The sequence below is a fragment of the Pseudomonas sp. BE134 genome (assembly GCF_031456105.1).
Lineage (GTDB): Bacteria > Pseudomonadota > Gammaproteobacteria > Pseudomonadales > Pseudomonadaceae > Aquipseudomonas.
Genome location: NZ_JAVDUA010000014.1, coordinates 137522 through 157082, shown reverse-complemented (window position 1 = coordinate 157082; position 19561 = coordinate 137522). Strand labels below are relative to the sequence as shown.

Genomic DNA, 19561 nt, shown 5'->3' with positions numbered 1-19561 from the left:
GCCGCGCGTGCCTTTACCGCCATCGAGTTTGATCGACAACAGGCCCAGCGCATCGACGCCAAAACCGACCGGGCCCTGGGTGAACCCGGACTTGGTGTCGAGGATGAAGCTCTGCGTCCACTCCTCGGCCTTGCCTTGCGGGTTGGTCGGATTGGTGAAATTACGGTTGATGTAGAAGTTACGCAGGTTGAGCGTGGCCTTGGCGTCGTCGGTGAAACCTTCGGCGTGGCCGGTCATCGGCAGGGCCAGGAACAGGCCGCTGCAACCAATGAGGCTCAGGGTATGACGGCGTTTGAAAATCTGGCGTGGGGTGCAGGCGGAGGAATTGCGGACGAGCTTGCTCACTATGACGCTCCCTTGTTTCTTTTTGTTTTTATTCGTTATACGTCGTCGTACAACATTGGCGGGGATTATTTGCGAGGGTCTGAGGGCTTGTCAATCAGAAGTTATGCGATGACCTTGTGAGCGGATCGGCAAGTCCAGCAGAACCTGTGGGAGATTGGGTTATAAGGCCGAAATCATGGGAGGCAGGGAGCCGAGGAGGGCCGCCGTGGTCAGGGCTTTCTTGAGCGTCGTGAGTACCTCTGGGGCAGGATCGAAGGGGGCCAGTTTACCCGCTGCACGCTGAGTGTCGAAGATTCGGTTCAGCCTGTCGCCGCGACGTAGGGGCGAATGCTAGTCTTGGTCAACGCTGGTGTCAGGGAGCCCTCATGGGCAATCACAAGATCGGGATTCGTCGCAATAACGTCGAGAAAATTCTGCTCGGGGCGGAGAAAGTCTTCGCCGAAAAAGGCTTTGGCGGCACCGCCATGGCCGACATCGCCGCCGAGGTGCAACTGCCGCGCTCCAACCTGCATTACTACTTCAGCACCAAGACCGAGCTGTACAGCGCGGTATTGTTCGATCTGCTGGAAGTCTGGAAGCAGGACGCGCTGTGCTTCGAGCTGTTCGACGATCCGCGCGTGGTGCTCAGCAGTTACATCCGCGCCAAGATGAACCACTCCCGCAGCCGGCCTTACGGGTCGAAAGTCTGGGCCAACGAGATCATCCACGGTGCGCCGACATTGGGTGAGGCGCTAGACGCCAGCCTGTATGACTGGGCGAAGATGAAGGAAGCGAAAATTCGCCAGTGGGTGGACGATAAACGCATCTTGCCGGTGGAGCCTTCGAGCCTGCTGTACATGATCTGGGCCTCGACCCAGCACTACGCCGACTTTGATCATCAGGTGAATATTCTGAATGACCATCAGCCGTTGTCGGACATGCAGTTCGAGCGCGCGGTGCAGACAGTGACCAGTGTGATTTTGCGGGGGATCGGGTTGGAGCCATAAACCCAAAAATCGCAGCCTCGTTTCACTCGACAGCTGCTACAGAGAAATGCACCCCCTGTAGGAGCTGTCGAGTGAAACGAGGCTGCGATTTCTGGATCTTCAGTGATCAGAAGGCAACATGATAGGGATTTCTCGGATCATGATTCCAATCCAGAAACGGCTTGCCCGTGTCCATCGGCACCATCTCGATACAGTCCTGCACCGGGCAGGTGATCTGGCACAGATTGCAGCCCACGCACTCATCCTCAATCACTGAATATTGATGCGTCCCGTCCGCCTGCTTCAGACTGGCAATCGCCTGGTGCGAGGTATCCTCGCAAGCGATGTGACAGCGCCCGCAACCAATGCACGCCTCCTGGTCAATCTTCGCGATCACCTGATAGTTGATGTCGAGGTACTTCCAGTCCGTGGTGTTGCCCACCGCGCGCCCGGAAAACTCCGACACACTGGCGTAACCCTGACTGTCCATCCAGCGTGACAAACCGTCCTTCATCTCCTCGACGATCCTGAAACCATGCAGCATCGCCGCCGTGCACACCTGCACGGAACCGCTGCCCAGCGCAATAAACTCCGCCGCGTCGCGCCAGCTGCCGATGCCGCCAATGCCGGAGATCGGCAGGCCTTGAGTCTGCGGATCACGGGCGATTTCGGCGACCATGTTCAGCGCAATCGGCTTCACCGCCGAACCGCAATAACCGCCGTGGGTGCTTTGGCTGCCCACGGCCGGGTTGGCGACCATGCGCTCCAGGTTGACGCTGGTGATCGAGTTGATCGTGTTGATCAACGACACCGCATCCGCGCCGCCGCGATGGGCCGCACGGGCGGCGACGCGGATGTCGGTGATGTTTGGCGTGAGCTTGACGATCACCGGCAGCGAGCAATACGTCTTGCACCAGCGGGTGACCTGTTCGACGTACTCCGGCACCTGGCCGACTGCTGCGCCCATGCCGCGCTCCGGCATGCCGTGGGGGCAGCCGAAATTCAGTTCGATGCCGTCGGCGCCGGTGGCTTCCACCAGCGGCAGGATGAATTTCCACGACTCTTCGACGCAGGGCACCATCAGCGACACGATCAGCGCGCGGTCCGGCCAGTCCTTTTTGACCTGGGTGATTTCCCGCAGGTTGATCTCCAGCGAGCGGTCGGTGATCAGCTCGATATTGTTGAAACCCACCACCTCTCGGTTCGCACCGAAATGTGCCGAGTAGCGCGAGGACACATTGACCGCCGCCGGGTCTTCACCCAGGGTTTTCCAGACCACGCCGCCCCAACCGGCCTCGAAGGCGCGGACCACGTTGTAAGCCTTGTCGGTGGGCGGCGCGGAGGCCAGCCAGAACGGATTGGGCGCTTTGATGCCGGCAAAGACAATCGAGAGATCGGCCATTTACGCAGCCTCCACGTTGAGCGTCAGTTGAGCGTTGATGGCCTCGGCGGCGCGTTTGCCGTGTTGCACGGCTTGCACGGTGAGGTCTTGATCGAGGCTGGTGCAGTCGCCGCCGGCATAAACGCCGGGGATGCTGGTGCGCAGTTGCTCGTCCACCAGAATCCGTTCGCCCTGACGCTTGAGTTCGCGGGCCAGCGGGTCGGCGAGGGCGCTGCCGTCAAAGGCCTGGCCGATGGCCTTGAAAATGGCGTCGGCGACCAGCTCGAAGGTTTGCCCAGTGGTTTGCAGGTGTCCGTCAACCAGGTGCGTGCGGGCGAAACGCATGCCGCGCACCTGGCCTTGGTCATCGAGCAGCACTTCTTCCGGTTGCGCCCAGGTCAGCAAGCGCACTTGATTGGCCTTGGCGATGTCCTGCTCGTGACCGGTGGCGCCCATGTCTTCAACGCCACGGCGGTACACCAGATTCACATCGCGAGCACCGAGGCGGGCCATCTGCACGGCCATGTCGATGGCGGTGTTGCCGGCGCCGAGGACGATGCAATGATCGGCCAGCGGCAGTTGAGTCAAGTCATCGGCCTGGCGCAGTTCGCGAATGAAATCAGTGGCGGCGAGCAAGCCGGGCGCTTCTTCGTGGGCCAGGCCGAGTTGTTTGCTGGCACTCAGGCCCAGGCCGAGAAACACCGCGTCGAATTGCTGATGCAAGTCGCTGAGGGTCAGGTTGTCGCCGAGTTTTTGCCCGTGACGGATTTCAATGCCGCCGATTTGCAGCAGGAACTCCAGTTCCTTTTGCGCGTAATCGTCCACCAGTTTGTACTTGGCGATTCCGTATTCGTTGAGGCCACCGGCCTTTTCCCGGGCTTCGAAAATCACCACGTCGTGGCCGTGCATCGCACTGCGGTGAGCGCAGGACAAACCGGCCGGGCCGGCACCGACTACGGCGATGCGTTTGCCGGTTGATGCTGCACGCGGGAAAGGATGTTCACTGAAGTGAGCGTTGTCTACGGCATAGCGTTGCAGCAAGCCGATCAGGACCGGGGCGCATTCATGGTCGTTGTTACGCACGCAGGCTTGCTGGCAGAGGATTTCCGTCGGGCACACTCTCGCGCAACTGCCGCCGAGGATATTCGCCGAGAGGATTTTCTGCGCTGCGCCCTGAACGTTTTCCTGATGGATATTGCGAATGAAAGACGGAATATCGATCTCGCTGGGACAAGCGTTGACGCACGGGGCATCGTAGCAATACAGACAGCGTGAAGCTTCCAGGTGAGCCTGACGATCATTCAGCGGCGGCGCCAAATCGGTGAAATGGCCGGCGAGGGCGGCGCCATTCTCATAAGGATGCGGGAGGTGGTTCAAAGTCTTGATCACGGTAGTGGCCTCACGGTGATTGAGGTGCTGCCTCTGGTGGGCATTGGTTTTTGTGTTGTCTGTTCTGACCCCTTCGCGAGCAGGCTCGCTCCCACAGGGGAATGCATTTCAAATGTGGGAGCGAGCCTGCTCGCGAAGGCCGAAGGCCTCGATCTCAGCGGTTCACAGCTTTTGGCTGGTGCAGTGCAGCCCGCTTGCTCAGCAAATCAAACACCGCCGGATACGCCGGCCGTTCGACATAGCGCCCCGCGCCGCGCTCGGCCCGCAAATCGCCATCGGCCCAGACCACGCGGCCCTGGCTGATGGTGTGACTTGGCACGCCGCGCACGGTCTTGCCTTCAAAGATGTTGAAGTCGACCTGCTGGTGATGGGTTTTCGCTGAAATGGTCCGAGTGCCTTGCGGGTCCCACAGCACCAGGTCCGCATCGGCCCCGACACGAATCGCCCCTTTGCGCGGGTAGAGGTTGAAGATCTTCGCGGTGTTGGTGGAGGTCAGCGCCACGAAGTGCTGCATCGACAAACGCCCGGTGTTCACCCCTTCATCCCAGAGCACCGCCATGCGGTCTTCGATACCGGCGGTACCGTTGGGGATTTTGCTGAAGTCGTCGCGGCCAGCGGCTTTCTGCTCGGCGCAGAAACAACAGTGGTCAGTCGCGGTGGTGTGCAAGTTGCCGGATTGCAGGCCGTGCCACAGTGCCTCTTGATGGCCGCGAGGACGGAAGGGCGGGCTCATCACGTAACCGGCGGCGGTCTGCCAGTCCGGGTGTTGATAGACGCTGTCGTCCAGCAACAGATGCCCGGCCAGCACTTCGCCGTAGACCTGTTGACCTTTGCTGCGGGCATAGGTGATTTCGTCGAGGGCTTCTTTGGTCGAGACATGCACCAGATACAGTGGGGTGCCCAACGTCTCGGCAATTCGGATCGCCCGACTGGCCGCTTCGCCTTCAACCTGCGAAGGCCGCGACAGTGGATGCGCTTCCGGGCCGGTGATGCCCTGGGCCATCAATTTGCGTTGCAGGTGATAGACCAGCTCGCCATTTTCCGCATGCACGGTCGGCACCGCGCCGAGCTCCAGGCAGCGCTCGAAACTCGCCACCAGCGTGTCGTCCGCCGCCATGATCGCGTTCTTGTAGGCCATGAAGTGCTTGAAGCTGTTGACGCCATGCTGGCTGACCAACTCAGCCATCTCTTCGCGCACCTGTTCGCTCCACCAGGTGATCGCCACATGGAAGCCGTAATCCGACGCCGACTTCTCGGCCCAGCCGCGCCACTGGTGAAACGCCTCCATCAGCGATTGCTGGGGATTGGGAATCACGAAGTCGATGATCGACGTGGTGCCACCGGCCAGTCCCGCTGCGGTGCCACTGAAAAAGTCTTCACTGGCCACGGTGCCCATGAAGGGCAGCTGCATGTGCGTGTGCGGATCGATGCCGCCGGGCATCAGGTACTGGCCGCTGCCGTCGAGCACTTCGGCACCCGCCGGAACATCAAGGTTTTCGCCAATGGCTTTAATCACGCCGTCGGCGCAATAGACGTCGGCGCGATAACTTTCATCATGGGTAATAACGGTGGCGCCACGGATCAACAGAGACATTCCGAGTTCCTCGCAGGCAATGACCGGCTTATGCCGGTTCTAAGTGTTTTATATCAATCTGCCGTTAACAGGTGTATTCCTGCCAACTCTGTCAGGAATTGAAGCTAGTCTTAGTTAAAGAAATCAGCAAGAATAATTTATATAAGCTTATGGCTGTTTTAACGTATTGATAAATAAAGAATAAAAACGAAAATCACCAAAATGGTGAGGCTGTTCACCATTTTGACGCACTTGACAGGTTCTAAAAATAGACAAGATTTCCTATGTGAAATCAGCCGCTTGAGGATGGTCTATGGTTGATGCGCGACGGTGAGAAAAAGTGTGATGCACCAGATTGAGTCCTGACGGTTCGGACAACTTGCCTGGCACTCGGCCTGAGTGAACGGACAGGTCACCGAAGATTCGCTGGATATATGAATAAAAACAGTTGGTTGTAACGTTTTGTGGAACTGCCCGATGCTCAATCGGGTTGCCCGGCACGTTTATTGATGGCCCGGCACCTGATGAGCAAAAAATAATTCAAAGAACAGTGGAGCGGCCATGCAACAGATCAGATCGCAAGTGACCGAGCGCGAAGGCTTGTTTGAGCTCGAAGCCGGCAGCGACGTCCTCGACAGTCCCCGTTACAACCACGATATGGCACCCACCAAGCTGCATGAACGCACCTGGAACAAATGGCACATCACTGCGCTGTGGATCGGCATGGCTATCTGCGTGCCGACCTACACCCTGGGCGGCGTACTGACCGCGTACTTCGGGTTGACGGTGGGTGAGGCGCTGTTGGCGATCCTGTTTGCCAACATCATCGTGCTGATTCCCCTGACGCTGAACGCCTTCCCCGGCACCAAGTACGGCATTCCGTTTCCGGTGTTGCTGCGTTCGAGCTTCGGCATTCTCGGCTCCAACATTCCTTGTCTGATCCGCGCCCTGGTGGCGTGTGGCTGGTTCGGGATTCAGACGATGTTCGGCGGATTGGCCATTCACTTGTTTCTCGGTTCGGTGTTCGAGGGCTGGAAGTCGTTGGGCGGCACCGGCGAAGTCATCGGTTTCATGGTGTTCTGGGCGCTGAACCTGTGGGTGGTGATTCGCGGCGCCGAGTCGATCAAATGGCTGGAAACCCTGTCCGCGCCGCTGTTGATATTGGTCGGAGTGGGCTTGCTGTTCTGGGCGCTGCCGAATGTGTCGATGACCGAGTTGCTGGCGATCCCCGCCAAGCGTCCCGAAGGGGCGAGCGTGGCGGGTTATTTTGCCGCAGGGCTGACCGCGATGGTCGGTTTCTGGGCCACCTTGTCGTTGAATATTCCCGACTTCAGCCGCTACGCCAGAAGCCAGAAAGACCAGATCGTCGGGCAGATTATCGGCCTGCCGTTGACCATGTTTCTGTTTGCGTCGCTGGGCGTGGTGATGACTGCCGCCTCGGTGAAACTGGTGGGCGTGACCGTCTCCGATCCAGTAACGCTGATCGGGCATATCCAGAGCCCGGTCTGGGTCGCGCTGGCCATGGCGCTGATCATCATCGCCACGCTGTCGACCAACACCGCCGCCAACATCGTTTCGCCGACAAACGATTTCCAGAATGTCGCGCCCAAGTTGATCAACCGCACCAAAGCGGTGTTGCTCACCGGGGTGGTGGGGCTGTTACTGATGGGGCATGAGTTGCTGAAAAAACTCGGGCTGATCGTCTCTGACCTGAGCCTGGAAACGGTCTACTCGAACTGGCTGCTGGGCTATTCCAGCCTGCTCGGGCCAATCGCCGGGATCATGGTGGTGGACTATTTCCTGATCAAGAAACAGCAACTGGACTTGGCCGGGCTCTATCGCGATGACGTTTATCCGGCCTGGAACTGGTTCGGATTTATCGCGTTTGGAGTGCCGGTGGTGTTGACCCTGCTGTCACTGGGCAGCGATGCGTTCAGCTGGTTTTACAGCTATGGCTGGTTTACCGGCTCGGCGTTGGGTGGGGTGATTTATTACGGGTTGTGCTCGTTGCGACCTAGCCCGTCTGTCGCGAAATCGGCGGTGTGAAAGATGTTCGTTCCCACGCTCTGCGTGGGAATGCAGCTCGGGACGCTCTGCGTCCCAAATGCGGACGCGGAGCGTCCATGGATGAATTCCCACGCATAGCGTGGGAACTATCAGTAGAAAGCCTGAGGAGATCACCATGAACGCTGCCGTAGACGTTCTGCAATCCACCCATCAGCACATCAACCGCGACCGCCTGTGGCAATCCCTCATGGAACTGGCCAGACTCGGCGCCACGGTCAAGGGCGGCGTCTGTCGCCTGGCCCTGACGGACCTCGATCGTCAGGCCCGCGACATCTTCGTCAACTGGTGTAAAGACGCCGGCTGCACCGTCAGCGTCGACGCCGTCGGCAACATCTTCGCCCGCCGTCCGGGCCGTAACCCGAACCTGCCACCGGTCATGACCGGCAGCCACATCGACACCCAGCCCACTGGTGGCAAGTTCGATGGCTGCTTTGGCGTACTGGCCGGTGTCGAAGTACTGCGCACCCTCAACGACCTGAAAATCGAAACCGAAGCGCCACTCGAAGTCGTGGTCTGGACCAACGAAGAAGGCTCGCGCTTCGCCCCGTGCATGATGGGTTCCGGCGTCTTCGCCGAAAAATTCACCCTCGAAGAAACCCTCGCCAAAGTCGATGCAGAAGGCATCACCGTGGGCCAGGCGCTGAACGCCATCGGCTACGCCGGTCCGCGTCAGGTCAGTGGGCATGCGGTGGGCGCTTATTTTGAAGCACACATCGAGCAAGGCCCGATCCTTGAAGACGAACACAAAACCATCGGCGTGGTAATGGGCGCGCTCGGCCAGAAATGGTTCGACCTCAAGCTGCGCGGCGTCGAAGCCCACGCCGGCCCGACCCCCATGCACCTGCGCAAGGACGCGCTGGTCGGCGCAGCGGTGATCGTCGGTGCAGTCAACCGCGCCGCGCTGGGCCATCAACCCCACGCCTGCGGCACCGTCGGCTGCCTGCAAGCCTATCCCGGCTCCCGCAACGTCATCCCCGGCGAAGTGCGCATGACCCTCGACTTCCGGCATCTGGAGCCGGCACGCCTGGACTCGATGATCGCCGAAGTTCGACAAGTGATCGAAACCACCTGCGATGAACACGGCCTGACCTTCGAACTCACCCCGACGGCAGATTTCCCGCCGCTGTACTTCGACCAGGGCTGTGTCCAAGCGGTGCGTAACGCGGCCCAAGGTTTGGGGTTGTCGCACATGGACATCGTCAGCGGAGCAGGGCACGACGCAATTTTCCTCGCCGAACTCGGCCCGGCCGGGATGATTTTCGTACCGTGCGAGGGCGGTATCAGCCACAACGAAATCGAAAACGCCGCGCCGGACGATCTGGCGGCGGGGTGCGCGGTGTTGCTGCGGGCGATGCTGGCGGCGTCGGCGGCGATTGCCAGTGGGCAATTGGTTAGGTAGTGGATTAACACTATTGAGTGTGTAAGTGCTTCAGTTAAAGAAACGGCCTGTGGGCCGTTTTTTTTATGCGGGAGAACAAATTACGATTAGGCATTGTATCTGTGGCGAGGAGGTTTGTCGGAGCGTTGCAACACTCCGTTCTGATGGGAATTAGTCGTACAGATGAACGCTCAAGTTGAGATAATAAATCGCGATAGCACGAAAGTTTTTTACAATTATTTGATCGAACACTTTTCGCGAATACGTTCGCGATGTTGATTCTTGTCATGAACGTCCCGCTTTGTGCGTAGCAATATTCGAAACCACGCATTTATTCCAAAAAAGCAGTTTCAAAAAGCCTGTATGTCGGCGAGTATGCCCGCCATTTGTGCATGTACTCATAGTTATGTCGTCAAGTTCACCGTGGAGTAATGGTTTATGACCATCAGGATCGAGGGTGTGATAGCCAGCAAAATCGGCTTCGCTTCCCACCAAAATGCTGTGCCAGTTCTGCGAGAGCTGACGGTACACAATGACGGTGAGGCAGATTTCAACGGTCTTGAACTGGAGCTTGTGGCGGATCCGCCCTTTCTCGAAGGTAAAACGTGGCGACTGGACCGTCTGAGCAAAGGTTCGACGCTTCATATTTCTGAGCGCAATTTGGCGCTTAATGCCGGCTATCTTGCCGACCTTGCAGAAAGTCTTACTGCAACCGTCGTTTTGCGTCTTCGCTGCAAGGATGAAATTCTCTACACCCAATCTTTTCCGATTGAGCTTCTGGCAAAGAATGAATGGGGTGGAGTTCACTCCATGCCAGAGCTGCTACCCGCGTTCGTCATGCCCAATGACCCTGCGGTCGATCGAATTCTGAAGTCTGCATCGGACGTTTTGCGCCGCGCAGGAAAAGCAGATGGCGTTGACGGATACGAAAGCAAATCCAGAACCAGGACATGGGAACTGTCCTCCGCGATATGGTCGGCTGTTTGCGGGCTAAGGCTGAGTTATGCGTTACCCCCTGCAAGCTTTGAAACCCATGGGCAAAAGGTTCGAACGCCAGGCCTTATTCTGGAGGGAGGTGTTGCAACATGCCTGGATACCGCACTGCTTTTTGCGGCAGCTCTGGAGCAGGCCGGGCTAAATGCTCTGTTGATTATGACCACAGGGCACGCGTTTGTAGGTGTTTGGCTTCAACCACAAGAGTTCTCTCAGCTGATTACCGACGAAGCTTCCGCGGTACGCAAGCGTATCGACTTGAAAGAGCTGCTCGTATTTGAAACTACGCTCGCAACCCAATTTCCTGTGCCGGGCTTCAGCCATGCGATAAGCAATGCAGAGCGACAAATCAATGATGAAGACTTCATCATGGCCATTGATATACATCGGGCGCGTATGCAGCGCATCCGACCTTTGGCAACCTCGGTACATCTGCCTAAGTCCGGTCCCGCTGAGGGGCCAAAAGAAGAATTCGAGTCTTTGGAAGCAGCACCTTCTTTGCCCGACTTCGACATTGAGATATCTACCGATGCAGATTCCCCTGCTGGGAAGTTAACGCTTTGGCAACGCAAACTTCTGGACCTCACCACGCGCAACCGGCTCCTTCACTTGCCGGATAGCGCAAAGGGTGTCCGACTGATTTGTCCTGATCCGGCGGAATTGGAGGATCAGCTCGCCAGCGGCAAGCGTATTCGTATTGTCCCTGTGCCAGATCTCGAAGCGGGAGGGCGAGATGGTGCTCTGTATGAGCAACAGAACCGTGAAAGTTTGCGCGATGAGTATGCCAGGACGGCTCTGTCTCGAGGCGAAGTACTGGCCTCCCTCGAAAAGAGCAAGCTTGAAGTCGCGTTGATCGATCTCTATCGCAAAGCCCGGAGCGATCTTGATGAAGGTGGCGCAAATACGCTGTTCCTTGCTCTCGGCTTTCTTAAATGGAAAAAGTCGGCAGACGATCCGAAAACCTATTCAGCTCCCTTGATTTTGCTGCCAGTGAAGCTTGATCGTAAAAGCGCGTTGTCGGGCGTGACCATGACTTTGCTTGAGGATGAGCCTCGCTTTAACCTGACATTGCTTGAGTTGTTGCGACACGATTTCGATTTAGCAATTCCGGGATTGGAAGGGGAGCTTCCGAGCGATGAAAGCGGTATCGATGTAGCGGGCATCTGGAATACCGTCCGACGTGCGATCAGGGATGTGCCGGGATTTGAAGTCACCACGGAACTCGTGCTGGGGACTTTTTCCTTTGCGAAATACTTGATGTGGCAGGACCTAGCGGCTCGTTCAGAACAGCTTTTGAAAAGCCCTATGGTCAAGCACCTGTTGGAAAGGAGCATTGGTGGTGACGGTTATTCGACTGCGGGTGACTTTCCTCAACCGAACGAACTAGACAAGAAAATCAACCCGGCCGATCTTTTTACTCCTTTACCGGCGGATTCTTCTCAACTGGCGGCCGTCGTTGCTTCGGCCAGTGGTTGTGACTTTGTACTCGACGGGCCTCCTGGTACCGGTAAATCCCAAACCATTGCAAACATGATTGCGCACAACCTTGCCTTAGGTCGTAGGGTCTTGTTCGTCGCAGAGAAAATGGCGGCGCTAGACGTGGTTTATCGTCGACTTGAAGAAAAGGGGTTAGGCGAATTCTGTCTTGAACTTCACTCAAGCAAGACGTCGAAAGTAGATGTGCTCAAGCAACTCGAGCGAGCGTGGGACGTTCGTGATGCGCTGACTGCTGAAGAGTGGACAGCTGAGTCTGCGAAGCTGCATAGGCTGAGAAATCGACTGAATGAAGTTGTTGAGCTGTTGCATCGCCGCTCACCTAATGGATTATCTGTGCATCAGGCCATTGGCCGGGTTGTGAGAGATGGAAATGCGTCAATACCGCGTATCGGATGGCCAGAAGGCACAACTCACGACGCGCACACTTACGCTCAGCTCCAGGATGTAGCTAGACGCCTTGATCTGAATAGCCAAGCTGCACGTGAGCTTTCTGCTGGTTTTTCACTGTTGGCCCCTACGAATTGGTCAAACGGATGGCAGGAAGGGATTGTTGCTGCAGCGAGGGATCTCCCGGGCGCTATCGAGCGACTTAAAGTTGCTAGCACCAGTTTACTGAAAGCAACCGACCTTCCACTTGCGGTCGCAAGTAGCGAGGATTACGAACAACTGGCGCAGTTTGTCGCTGTTCTAATTGATGCTCACGGCATTGATTTTTCATTCGTCTTTACGCTGAATTCGAGTGCAAAGATAGGTGCTGCCAAAAAAGCTGTTCAGCTACTCTCAGAATATCGAGAGATCGAACAATCGCTGTCCCTGCGATATGCCCTAGACGCATGCCGCACTATTAACCTTGAACAGGTGAAAAATGATTGGGATACGGCGAAGGCTAAATTCTGGTTCCTGGCTACTTTGGGTAAAAAGAAGGTAGCTAGAAATCTGGCAAGCACAGGGGGCGCCGTCGGACTCCCCAACGTTGAGTCGGACCTGTTCAAACTCAACGAACTGCGTAACTTGCTTACAGCTCTGGACGGCCTATCTGCAGATGTGAGCTCCGTTCCTGGATGGAACGGTGTGTCCAGTGATGCGCCAACCATGGCTGCAGCCTGCGAGTTGGGCGAACGTCTGAGGGCGATGATCAGCTCGAGCGCCGAATCTCCCGAAGATTTGATTTCTTTGCGCGGAGCTACTGAAAAGCTTGTCGTAAAAGCCAATGAATTACTGGGCGGCGGAGGTTTCATTGCTTCGGCATTGCATCAATTGAAAGATGCACTCGCTAACTTCAATGAAACCGCCAAACGATTCAACGACTTGGGCAACCGGCCATTTGAGGCAAAACTAACAATTGAATCTTTGCTGGAGGCTTCCAATGCAATAATCCGCCAGGAATCAAAGCTAAAAGCCTGGTGTGATTGGTGTCGAGTAAGAGAGGAGGCGGTGGCTTCGGGGCTTCAACCCTTAAGTGATGCGTTGGCGTCGAACGCAATACCCGAAGGTGGCACTGTCAGTGTTTTCGAAACTGCCTACGCTCGCTGGTTTGCGACGGTGATGATTGATGCAGAGCCGTTGCTGCGAAATTTCGTACCTGCGGAGCACACAAGCGATATTGAGGCGTTTGTTCGTCTTGATGAGGATTTGTCCAAACTCACAGTGCGGTACATACGAGCGAAGCTCTGTGGTTTGATTCCATCGAAAAATGAGATAGGCAAGCAGGGCGGCTTTGGCATTTTGAAGCATGAATTGCAGAAATCCCGACGCCACAAACCAGTGCGACAACTGGCCGTCGAGATGGGTGATGCCATGTCCAAACTTGCTCCATGTATGCTGATGAGTCCGCTTTCGATTGCACAATATCTACCGACGGACCTGGCTCTTTTCGATTTGGTTATTTTCGATGAGGCTTCGCAAATTGCGCCTTGGGATGCCATTGGTTCGATTGCAAGAGGCAAGCAGGTTGTAATTGCGGGTGATCCACGACAAATGCCCCCTACGAACTTTTTCAATCGAGCTGCGTCTGCCTCAGAGGATGATACGTCGGAGGATATGGAGAGCATTCTGGATGAGTGCCTCGGTGCGGGTATTCCTAGCCATAGCCTCAGCTGGCACTACCGTAGTCGACATGAAAGTTTGATTGCATTTTCAAACCACCGTTACTACGACAGTAACTTGATTACTTTCCCTGCGGCTGAAACCCGCGCAAGCGCTGTGGAGTGGCGGCGTGTCGATGGCGTTTATGCGAAAGGTAAAGGTCGACACAATCAGGCAGAAGCCGAGGCTATCGTTACCGAAACCGTGAAGCGTTTGTTGGACCCAGCCTTTGTCGCTGCTGGTCATACCATCGGGATCATCACGCTTAACAGTGATCAGCAGAGACTTATTACCGATCTGTTGGACAGGGCGCGGCAGCAGTTTCCGCAGATTGAGTCGTTTTTTCAGGATGATATCGCCGAACCTGTAGTTGTAAAAAATCTGGAGACTGTGCAAGGCGATGAGCGAGATTTGATCATGTTGGGTATTGGGTACGGGCCGACCGAACCAGGTGCTCAGGTCATGTCGATGAACTTCGGCCCCTTGAACAAAGAAGGTGGGTGGCGCCGCTTGAATGTCGCGATTACTCGTGCGCGTAGGGAAATGTTGGTCTTTTCTTCGTTCGATTCGTCAATGGTCGATTTGAACCGTACCAATGCCCGGGCGGTACGCGATCTGAAGCACTTTATCGAATTTGCTCAACGTGGCCCAAGGGCGCTTGCTGAGGCGGTGCAGGGATCTGTAGGTGGCTATGATTCGCCATTTGAAGAGGCTGTTGCTCAAGGCCTGAGGCGAAAGGGCTGGCAGGTAGTGCCTCAAATTGGTGTATCTCGTTTCCGAATTGACTTGGGGATCGTCCATCCGGATAGACCGGGAGACTATCTCGTTGGTGTCGAATGCGATGGCGCGACTTATCACAGTGCAGCGACAGCGAGAGATCGTGACAAGGTTCGTAGCGCAATCCTTAAAGGGCTGGGATGGAAACTGGTTCGCCTATGGTCCACCGAATGGTGGATTGATAAGTCTGGTGCGCTTGATCGTTTGCATGCGTCACTCGAAACTTTGTTGAGTGAGTCGCGCGCAGTACCTGCGGTAACGAAGCCTCAAGATCTACCTGTTCCCCATCTGGTACTGGTGCAGACTCCGTCGGCAGTAACTACCGTTGATCAGGCAGATGCATTGGTCAGTCCTTCTATGCAGGATCGGCTCGTTGATGAGACGGCAGAACTCAAGATCGCAGGCGCGTTTGTTGCTCAATCCAAGCCTGCAATGAAGGGAGAATATCGCGCCACAGACTTCACGAATGTGAGTGATCGGATTAAGGCCGACGCCTTTTACTCTGAAGAGTACGACGCTGTTCTCTCAGATTTGATTGCTCATGTGTTGGTGCAGGAAGCTCCGATTCTTGATTCGTTGTTGGTACAGCGAATTGCCAGAGCTCATGGATTTCAGCGCTCTGGACGTCTGATTCGTGAACGGGTACTGGATCTTACGGAGAAAAATCATCACCTGAGAAGCGACCCTGTCGACGGTCTATTCGTCTGGCATTCTGAAAGCGACGTTGCTAGCTGGAATAGTTATCGGATTGCAGGAGCATTGGATGATGTTCGGTCAGTAGAAGAGATAGCAGTTGAAGAATTGCTAGTCGTCGCGTCATTGATCTCGGCAGGTGATAGACCGCTCGAAATCGCCAAGGCATTCGGTGTAAAGCGTTTGACGAGTGGGGCACGTGAGCGAATAGAGTTGGCAATGAAGTCAGGAATAGGTTTCTAGGCAGCGATTGCCAGTAGGCAATCCGCGGCCGTCAGCAACTGACGTGCGCTGAAAACATCAGCGCACATCACAAACCAGATCCTCAATCGTCATCCTGTTGAGCCCCTCAAACGCGGCCTATCTGCTCTGCGAAATTTTCGACATGGATTACGCGCAAGTCGCGGACGCGGTAGGCGTCCAGGAAGCGGAGTGTCGAATACTGGTGTCCCGCGCCAAATCCAGCCTCGGCGTCGGGCGAGCCCGCTACCAACCGGCGCCTGCACGTCAGGATTAGCTGTTGAGCGCTTTCCACAGCGCCATCGCCAGCGGCTCGACCACCTGTTGACTGCGATGTTGAGCGAAGACGTCGAGCTCTGCGCCGACCGTTGCGGCAAGGCATCGGTTATCCGTGAAACATTGTCGGGGATTGCCCGCGTACTCGATTTCATTGGTCAGTCGTTTCTCGCTGGCGGGATCATTACGGCGTCGTTGACCTTTGGATTTGATGAAGCAGGGCGTGTGAGGCGGATTTTTATCATGCGTAACCCGGACAAGTTGGCCACGCTGCGGGATTCGTTGGATATGCAGTAACCCGACTCTGGCGAACTCCCAAAAACCCGTGGGAGCGAGCTTGCTCGCGATGGCGGTGGGTCATAAACATTGATGTCGCCTGATCATCCGCTATCGCGAGCAGGCTCGCTCACAGGTCCTTCGCACGATCTAATCCCTGCGCGGTCGTACTCTTCACGGGGTTCTAAAAGCCCCGTTTTACTGACGGAGTACCCATGAGCCAGGACGTCCTGAGCACCGACACCAATCGTCGCCAGTTGCAGCAGATCATTGCGGGTTTGTCCGACGGCGTGATTCTGCTGGAGCTCGACCAGACGATTATTTGGGCCAATGACGCGGCACTGGCCATGCACGGTGTCGGGCAGCTGCGCGAACTGGGCGCCAATGCCAGGGAGTACGCCAAGCGCTTCGCCTTGCGCTATCGCAATCATCACCCGGTGCCAAAGGCTAAATACCCGATCAGCCGCGTCGCCCAGGGCGAAACGTTCGACGATGTGCTGGTTGAAGTGACGCCTGCCGACGATGAAGAACGCACCTGGGTGCACAGGGTGCGTAGCATGGTGCTGGCGGACAGCGCCGGTGAACCCGAGTCACTGGTGCTGATCATGGACGACGTCACCGAGTGGGCCAGCGCCGAGCAGCGATTCGAAAAGACGTTCAACGCTAACCCGGCTCCGGCCGTGATTTGTCGCCTCAGCGATTTGCGTTATATCAAGGTCAACAGCGGTTTTCTGGAAATGACTGGTTATACCCGTGATCAGGTGATTGGGGTGTCGACGTACGAACTGGACGTGCTGCAAGGCGCAGAAAACAAAGGCCTGGCGATTGAGCGTTTGCGCGAGCACGCCACGATTCCACAGATGCAGGCTGAATTGCGATTGCCTGACGGGGGCAGCAAACAGGTGATCGTCGCGGGGCAACCGTTGGAGTTGAACGAAGAAGACTGCATGCTGTTTTCGTTCGTCGACATGGAGCCTCGGCACAAAGCCGAAATCGCGCTGCGCCAGAGCGAGGAGCGCTTTGCCAAGGCCTTTCGCCTGACACCGGTGCCGACGCTGGTGTGCAGTGCCGAGGATCAAAGGGTGCTCGATGCCAACGAAGCCTTCCTCGTCACACTCGCGTATCCCAGTGAAGAAGTGCTCGGCAAAACCGTGGTGCAGATTGATTTCTTCGCCGACTCGGGCGCAGGCACGCGCTTGTTTTCGGCACTCGAGAAGGCCGCAAGCCTGGACCGTGTCGATATCAGAGTCCGTAAAAAAACCGGGGAAGTGATCGATTGCACGGTGTCGGCCGACACCGTGAACATTCAAGGCAGTACCTGCTACCTGCTGGTGCTGATGAACATCACCGAACGCAAGCGCACCGAGCTTGAGCTGGTCGCGGCGATCGAGGAAGTCATGAAAGACGCCTCTTGGTTCAGCCGCACGCTGATCGAAAAACTGGCCAATGTGAAAAGCGTTAACGCGCCGACGTTGCCCGGCGCGTCCTTCACCGAGCTGACTGCCCGCGAGCGTGATGTGCTCGGCCTGATCTGCGAAGGTTTGGCCGACAAAGAAATCGCCGTGCGTCTGAAACTGGCGCCCAACACGGTGCGTAATCACGTCTCGATGGTGTACTCAAAACTGGGCGTTCACAGTCGCAGCGAGGCGATTGTCTGGGCGCGTGAGCGAGGATTGTTCTCCCGGCAATAGGTGCAAATGCACTAGTGCAGTCAGTGCAAATGGAGGTGTTGGTACCAGGCACCGGCGAATAGGCTGTCAGGATGCGAAACGAGTCTTTGACCGCTTTGTGTCCACGACGAAAGAGCCCAAGGAACCGCCACATGCATCGCCCACTCAACACCCTCTCCATTGACGAGGTTGCCCGTCAGCCGATGGGTGAATCGCCATGATTCACTTGGCGCAATTGCGTGCGTTGCTTGAACAGCACTTTTCTCCCCGTGCCTGTGAATGCAGTGTGTCGGGCGATAATTCGGTGACGGTGAAGCTGTATCACCCGGCGTCAGGTGAGGTCGACCTGGTGGTCAGTGGATTGAAGGTGACGAGCCTCAACTCGCCGCAAGCGGTGGCGTCGTTGATCGAAGAGCTGCGTTACGAACTGCAGAGCAACAGGTTGCATCGCCCGGGCGGGGACGAGTAGAGGCTGTCGTTTTTCGCGGTCAAATCAGCCTGAACACCTTATTTGCTGGCATTGGCCGGTGACTGGTCTATAAGAAACGGGAAGGTAAATTTTTCTGTGACCGGTCCGCGGCTTCGCGGTGTTGTCGTCGTGTCGCGGAAAGCATCCATTACTTACCGCGGGTCAGCTTATGAACAGTCTTGGAAAACGTGCTTTTTCGCCGCTGTCGCTCGCCTTTTGCGTTGCGATCCTCACTGGTTGCTCCAGTCCACCACCTCCGCCACCCCCTCTACCACCCGTAGAAAAAACCTGCGAAACCGTAGACGACACCAATGTTACAGGTAACGCAAGTGGAGCCGGTGAAGTGACACGGGTCACCACGACTACTCGATGCGTAACTCAATAACCTTGGGCGCGTGAAGCGTTGAGAACGATCCTGTGCACAACAAAAAAGGCAGTCCAAAGGCTAATGCCAGTCAGTTAAGCCAAACCGCACTTTGTAGCAGCTGGCGAAGCCTGCGTTCGGCTGCGAAGCAGTCGTGCAATCAGACGATGCGGTGTTTCAGGAACACCGCAGACTCAGGTTTTACGACTGCTGCGCAGCCGAACGCAGGCTTCGCCAGCTGCTACGGATCGCGTAATGGCTTAACTGATCGGCATTAGCCCAAAGGCTGCCTTTTGCTTATCTGGCGATTTGATTCAGGACAGGAATCCGCCGTCCACATTCAACGAAACCCCAGTGGTGTAGCTCGACGCATCACTCGCCAGATACAACACGGCGCCCGCCATTTCACTCGGATCAGCCACGCGCTTGAGTGGAATTTGCTGCAGCGCAGTCTTCAGGATCGCGTCGTTCTTCACCAGTGCCGAAGCAAATTTGGTGTCGGTCAGCCCCGGCAGCAGGGCGTTGCAACGGATGCCGAACTGCGCGCATTCCTTGGCGAACACTTTGGTCATGTTGATCACGGCGGCCTTGGTCACCGAGTAGATGCCCTGGAAAATGCCTGGCGAGACGCCGTTGATCGAGGCGACGTTGATGATGCTGCCACCACCGTTTTCGCGCATGATCTTGCCGGCTTCCACCGACATGAAGAAGTAGCCGCGGATGTTGACGTCGACGGTTTTCTGGAAGGCGCTAAGGTCGGTGTCCAGCACGTTGCAGAACTGGGGGTTGGTCGCCGCGTTGTTGACCAGAATGTCGAGGCGGCCAAACTGTTCCTTGATGCCGGCGAAGACCTGGCTGATCTGTTCCATTTCACCGATGTGGCAAGCGACGGCAGTGGCCTTGCCGCCAGCGGCGATGATCGCGTCGGCGACATGCTGGCAGCCGTCGAGCTTGCGGCTTGAGACGATGACGTGGGCGCCTTGCTGGGCCAGCAATTTGGCGATGGCTTCACCGATGCCGCGACTGGCGCCGGAGACGAAAGCGATTTTACCGTCGAGGTCGAACAACTGAGTCTTGGACATGGGATTCTCTTCTAAAAAGTCTTGTTATTGGGGCCTGCTTT

The 19561-nt window shown here is 56.5% G+C and carries 11 protein-coding genes and 1 pseudogene; 7 read left to right on the top strand and 5 right to left on the bottom strand.

Annotated features, from left to right (window positions below):
- Positions 1-345 (bottom strand): OprD family outer membrane porin (locus tag J2Y56_RS14015; protein ID WP_310350752.1); only part of this gene is annotated, 345 nt, incomplete at its 3' end.
- A 365-nt stretch (positions 346-710) separates the two neighbouring features.
- Here J2Y56_RS14015 and J2Y56_RS14010 point away from each other — a divergent pair.
- Positions 711-1331, top strand: coding sequence for a TetR/AcrR family transcriptional regulator (locus J2Y56_RS14010; protein ID WP_007948681.1), 621 nt, complete (start codon positions 711-713; stop codon positions 1329-1331).
- A 106-nt stretch (positions 1332-1437) separates the two neighbouring features.
- Here J2Y56_RS14010 and preA read toward each other — a convergent pair whose 3' ends face one another.
- From preA to hydA, 3 genes are all read right to left on the bottom strand, one after another.
- Positions 1438-2712: an NAD-dependent dihydropyrimidine dehydrogenase subunit PreA gene (gene preA, locus J2Y56_RS14005; protein WP_310338049.1), complete on the bottom strand. Its 1275-nt coding sequence runs from the start codon at positions 2710-2712 to the stop codon at positions 1438-1440.
- Entirely contained in the window at positions 2713-4080 is a 1368-nt protein-coding gene (locus J2Y56_RS14000) for an NAD(P)-dependent oxidoreductase (protein WP_007948683.1), read from the bottom strand. It lies immediately after the preceding gene.
- 154 nt (positions 4081-4234) lie between these two features.
- The gene (hydA, locus tag J2Y56_RS13995) at positions 4235-5674 is read right to left on the bottom strand and encodes a dihydropyrimidinase (protein WP_007948684.1); all 1440 of its coding nucleotides are present in this window, start codon (positions 5672-5674) and stop codon (positions 4235-4237) included.
- A gap of 540 nt (positions 5675-6214) precedes the next feature.
- Between hydA and J2Y56_RS13990 the strand changes: the two genes are divergently transcribed.
- The 6 genes and pseudogenes from J2Y56_RS13990 to J2Y56_RS13965 all read left to right on the top strand — a co-directional run bounded on the left by J2Y56_RS13990 (position 6215) and on the right by J2Y56_RS13965 (position 18074).
- Entirely contained in the window at positions 6215-7699 is a 1485-nt protein-coding gene (locus tag J2Y56_RS13990; protein ID WP_310350747.1) for an NCS1 family nucleobase:cation symporter-1, read from the top strand.
- A 136-nt stretch (positions 7700-7835) separates the two neighbouring features.
- Entirely contained in the window at positions 7836-9119 is a 1284-nt protein-coding gene (locus tag J2Y56_RS13985; RefSeq protein WP_310350745.1) for a Zn-dependent hydrolase, read from the top strand.
- Positions 9120-9536: 417 nt separating this feature from the next.
- A complete protein-coding gene (locus J2Y56_RS13980) occupies positions 9537-15386 on the top strand; it encodes a DUF3320 domain-containing protein (RefSeq protein WP_310350743.1) in 5850 nt (1949 codons plus the stop codon).
- Positions 15387-15441: 55 nt separating this feature from the next.
- Positions 15442-15956, top strand: a pseudogene (locus J2Y56_RS13975) (RNA polymerase subunit sigma-24); the annotation flags it as partial.
- Between the two features lie 194 nt (positions 15957-16150).
- On the top strand, positions 16151-17626 hold the full coding sequence (locus J2Y56_RS13970) for a helix-turn-helix transcriptional regulator (protein WP_007948687.1): 1476 nt from the start codon (positions 16151-16153) through the stop codon (positions 17624-17626).
- Positions 17627-17822: 196 nt separating this feature from the next.
- Positions 17823-18074 (top strand): DUF1652 domain-containing protein, encoded by a 252-nt coding sequence (locus J2Y56_RS13965; protein WP_007948688.1) that lies wholly within the window; start codon positions 17823-17825, stop codon positions 18072-18074.
- 678 nt (positions 18075-18752) lie between these two features.
- On the opposite strand, the gene J2Y56_RS13960 is transcribed toward J2Y56_RS13965, so the two are convergent.
- Positions 18753-19520, bottom strand: a complete 768-nt coding sequence (locus tag J2Y56_RS13960; RefSeq protein WP_007948679.1) for an SDR family oxidoreductase — start codon at positions 19518-19520, stop codon at positions 18753-18755.
- Between the last annotated feature and the right edge of the window lie 41 nt (positions 19521-19561).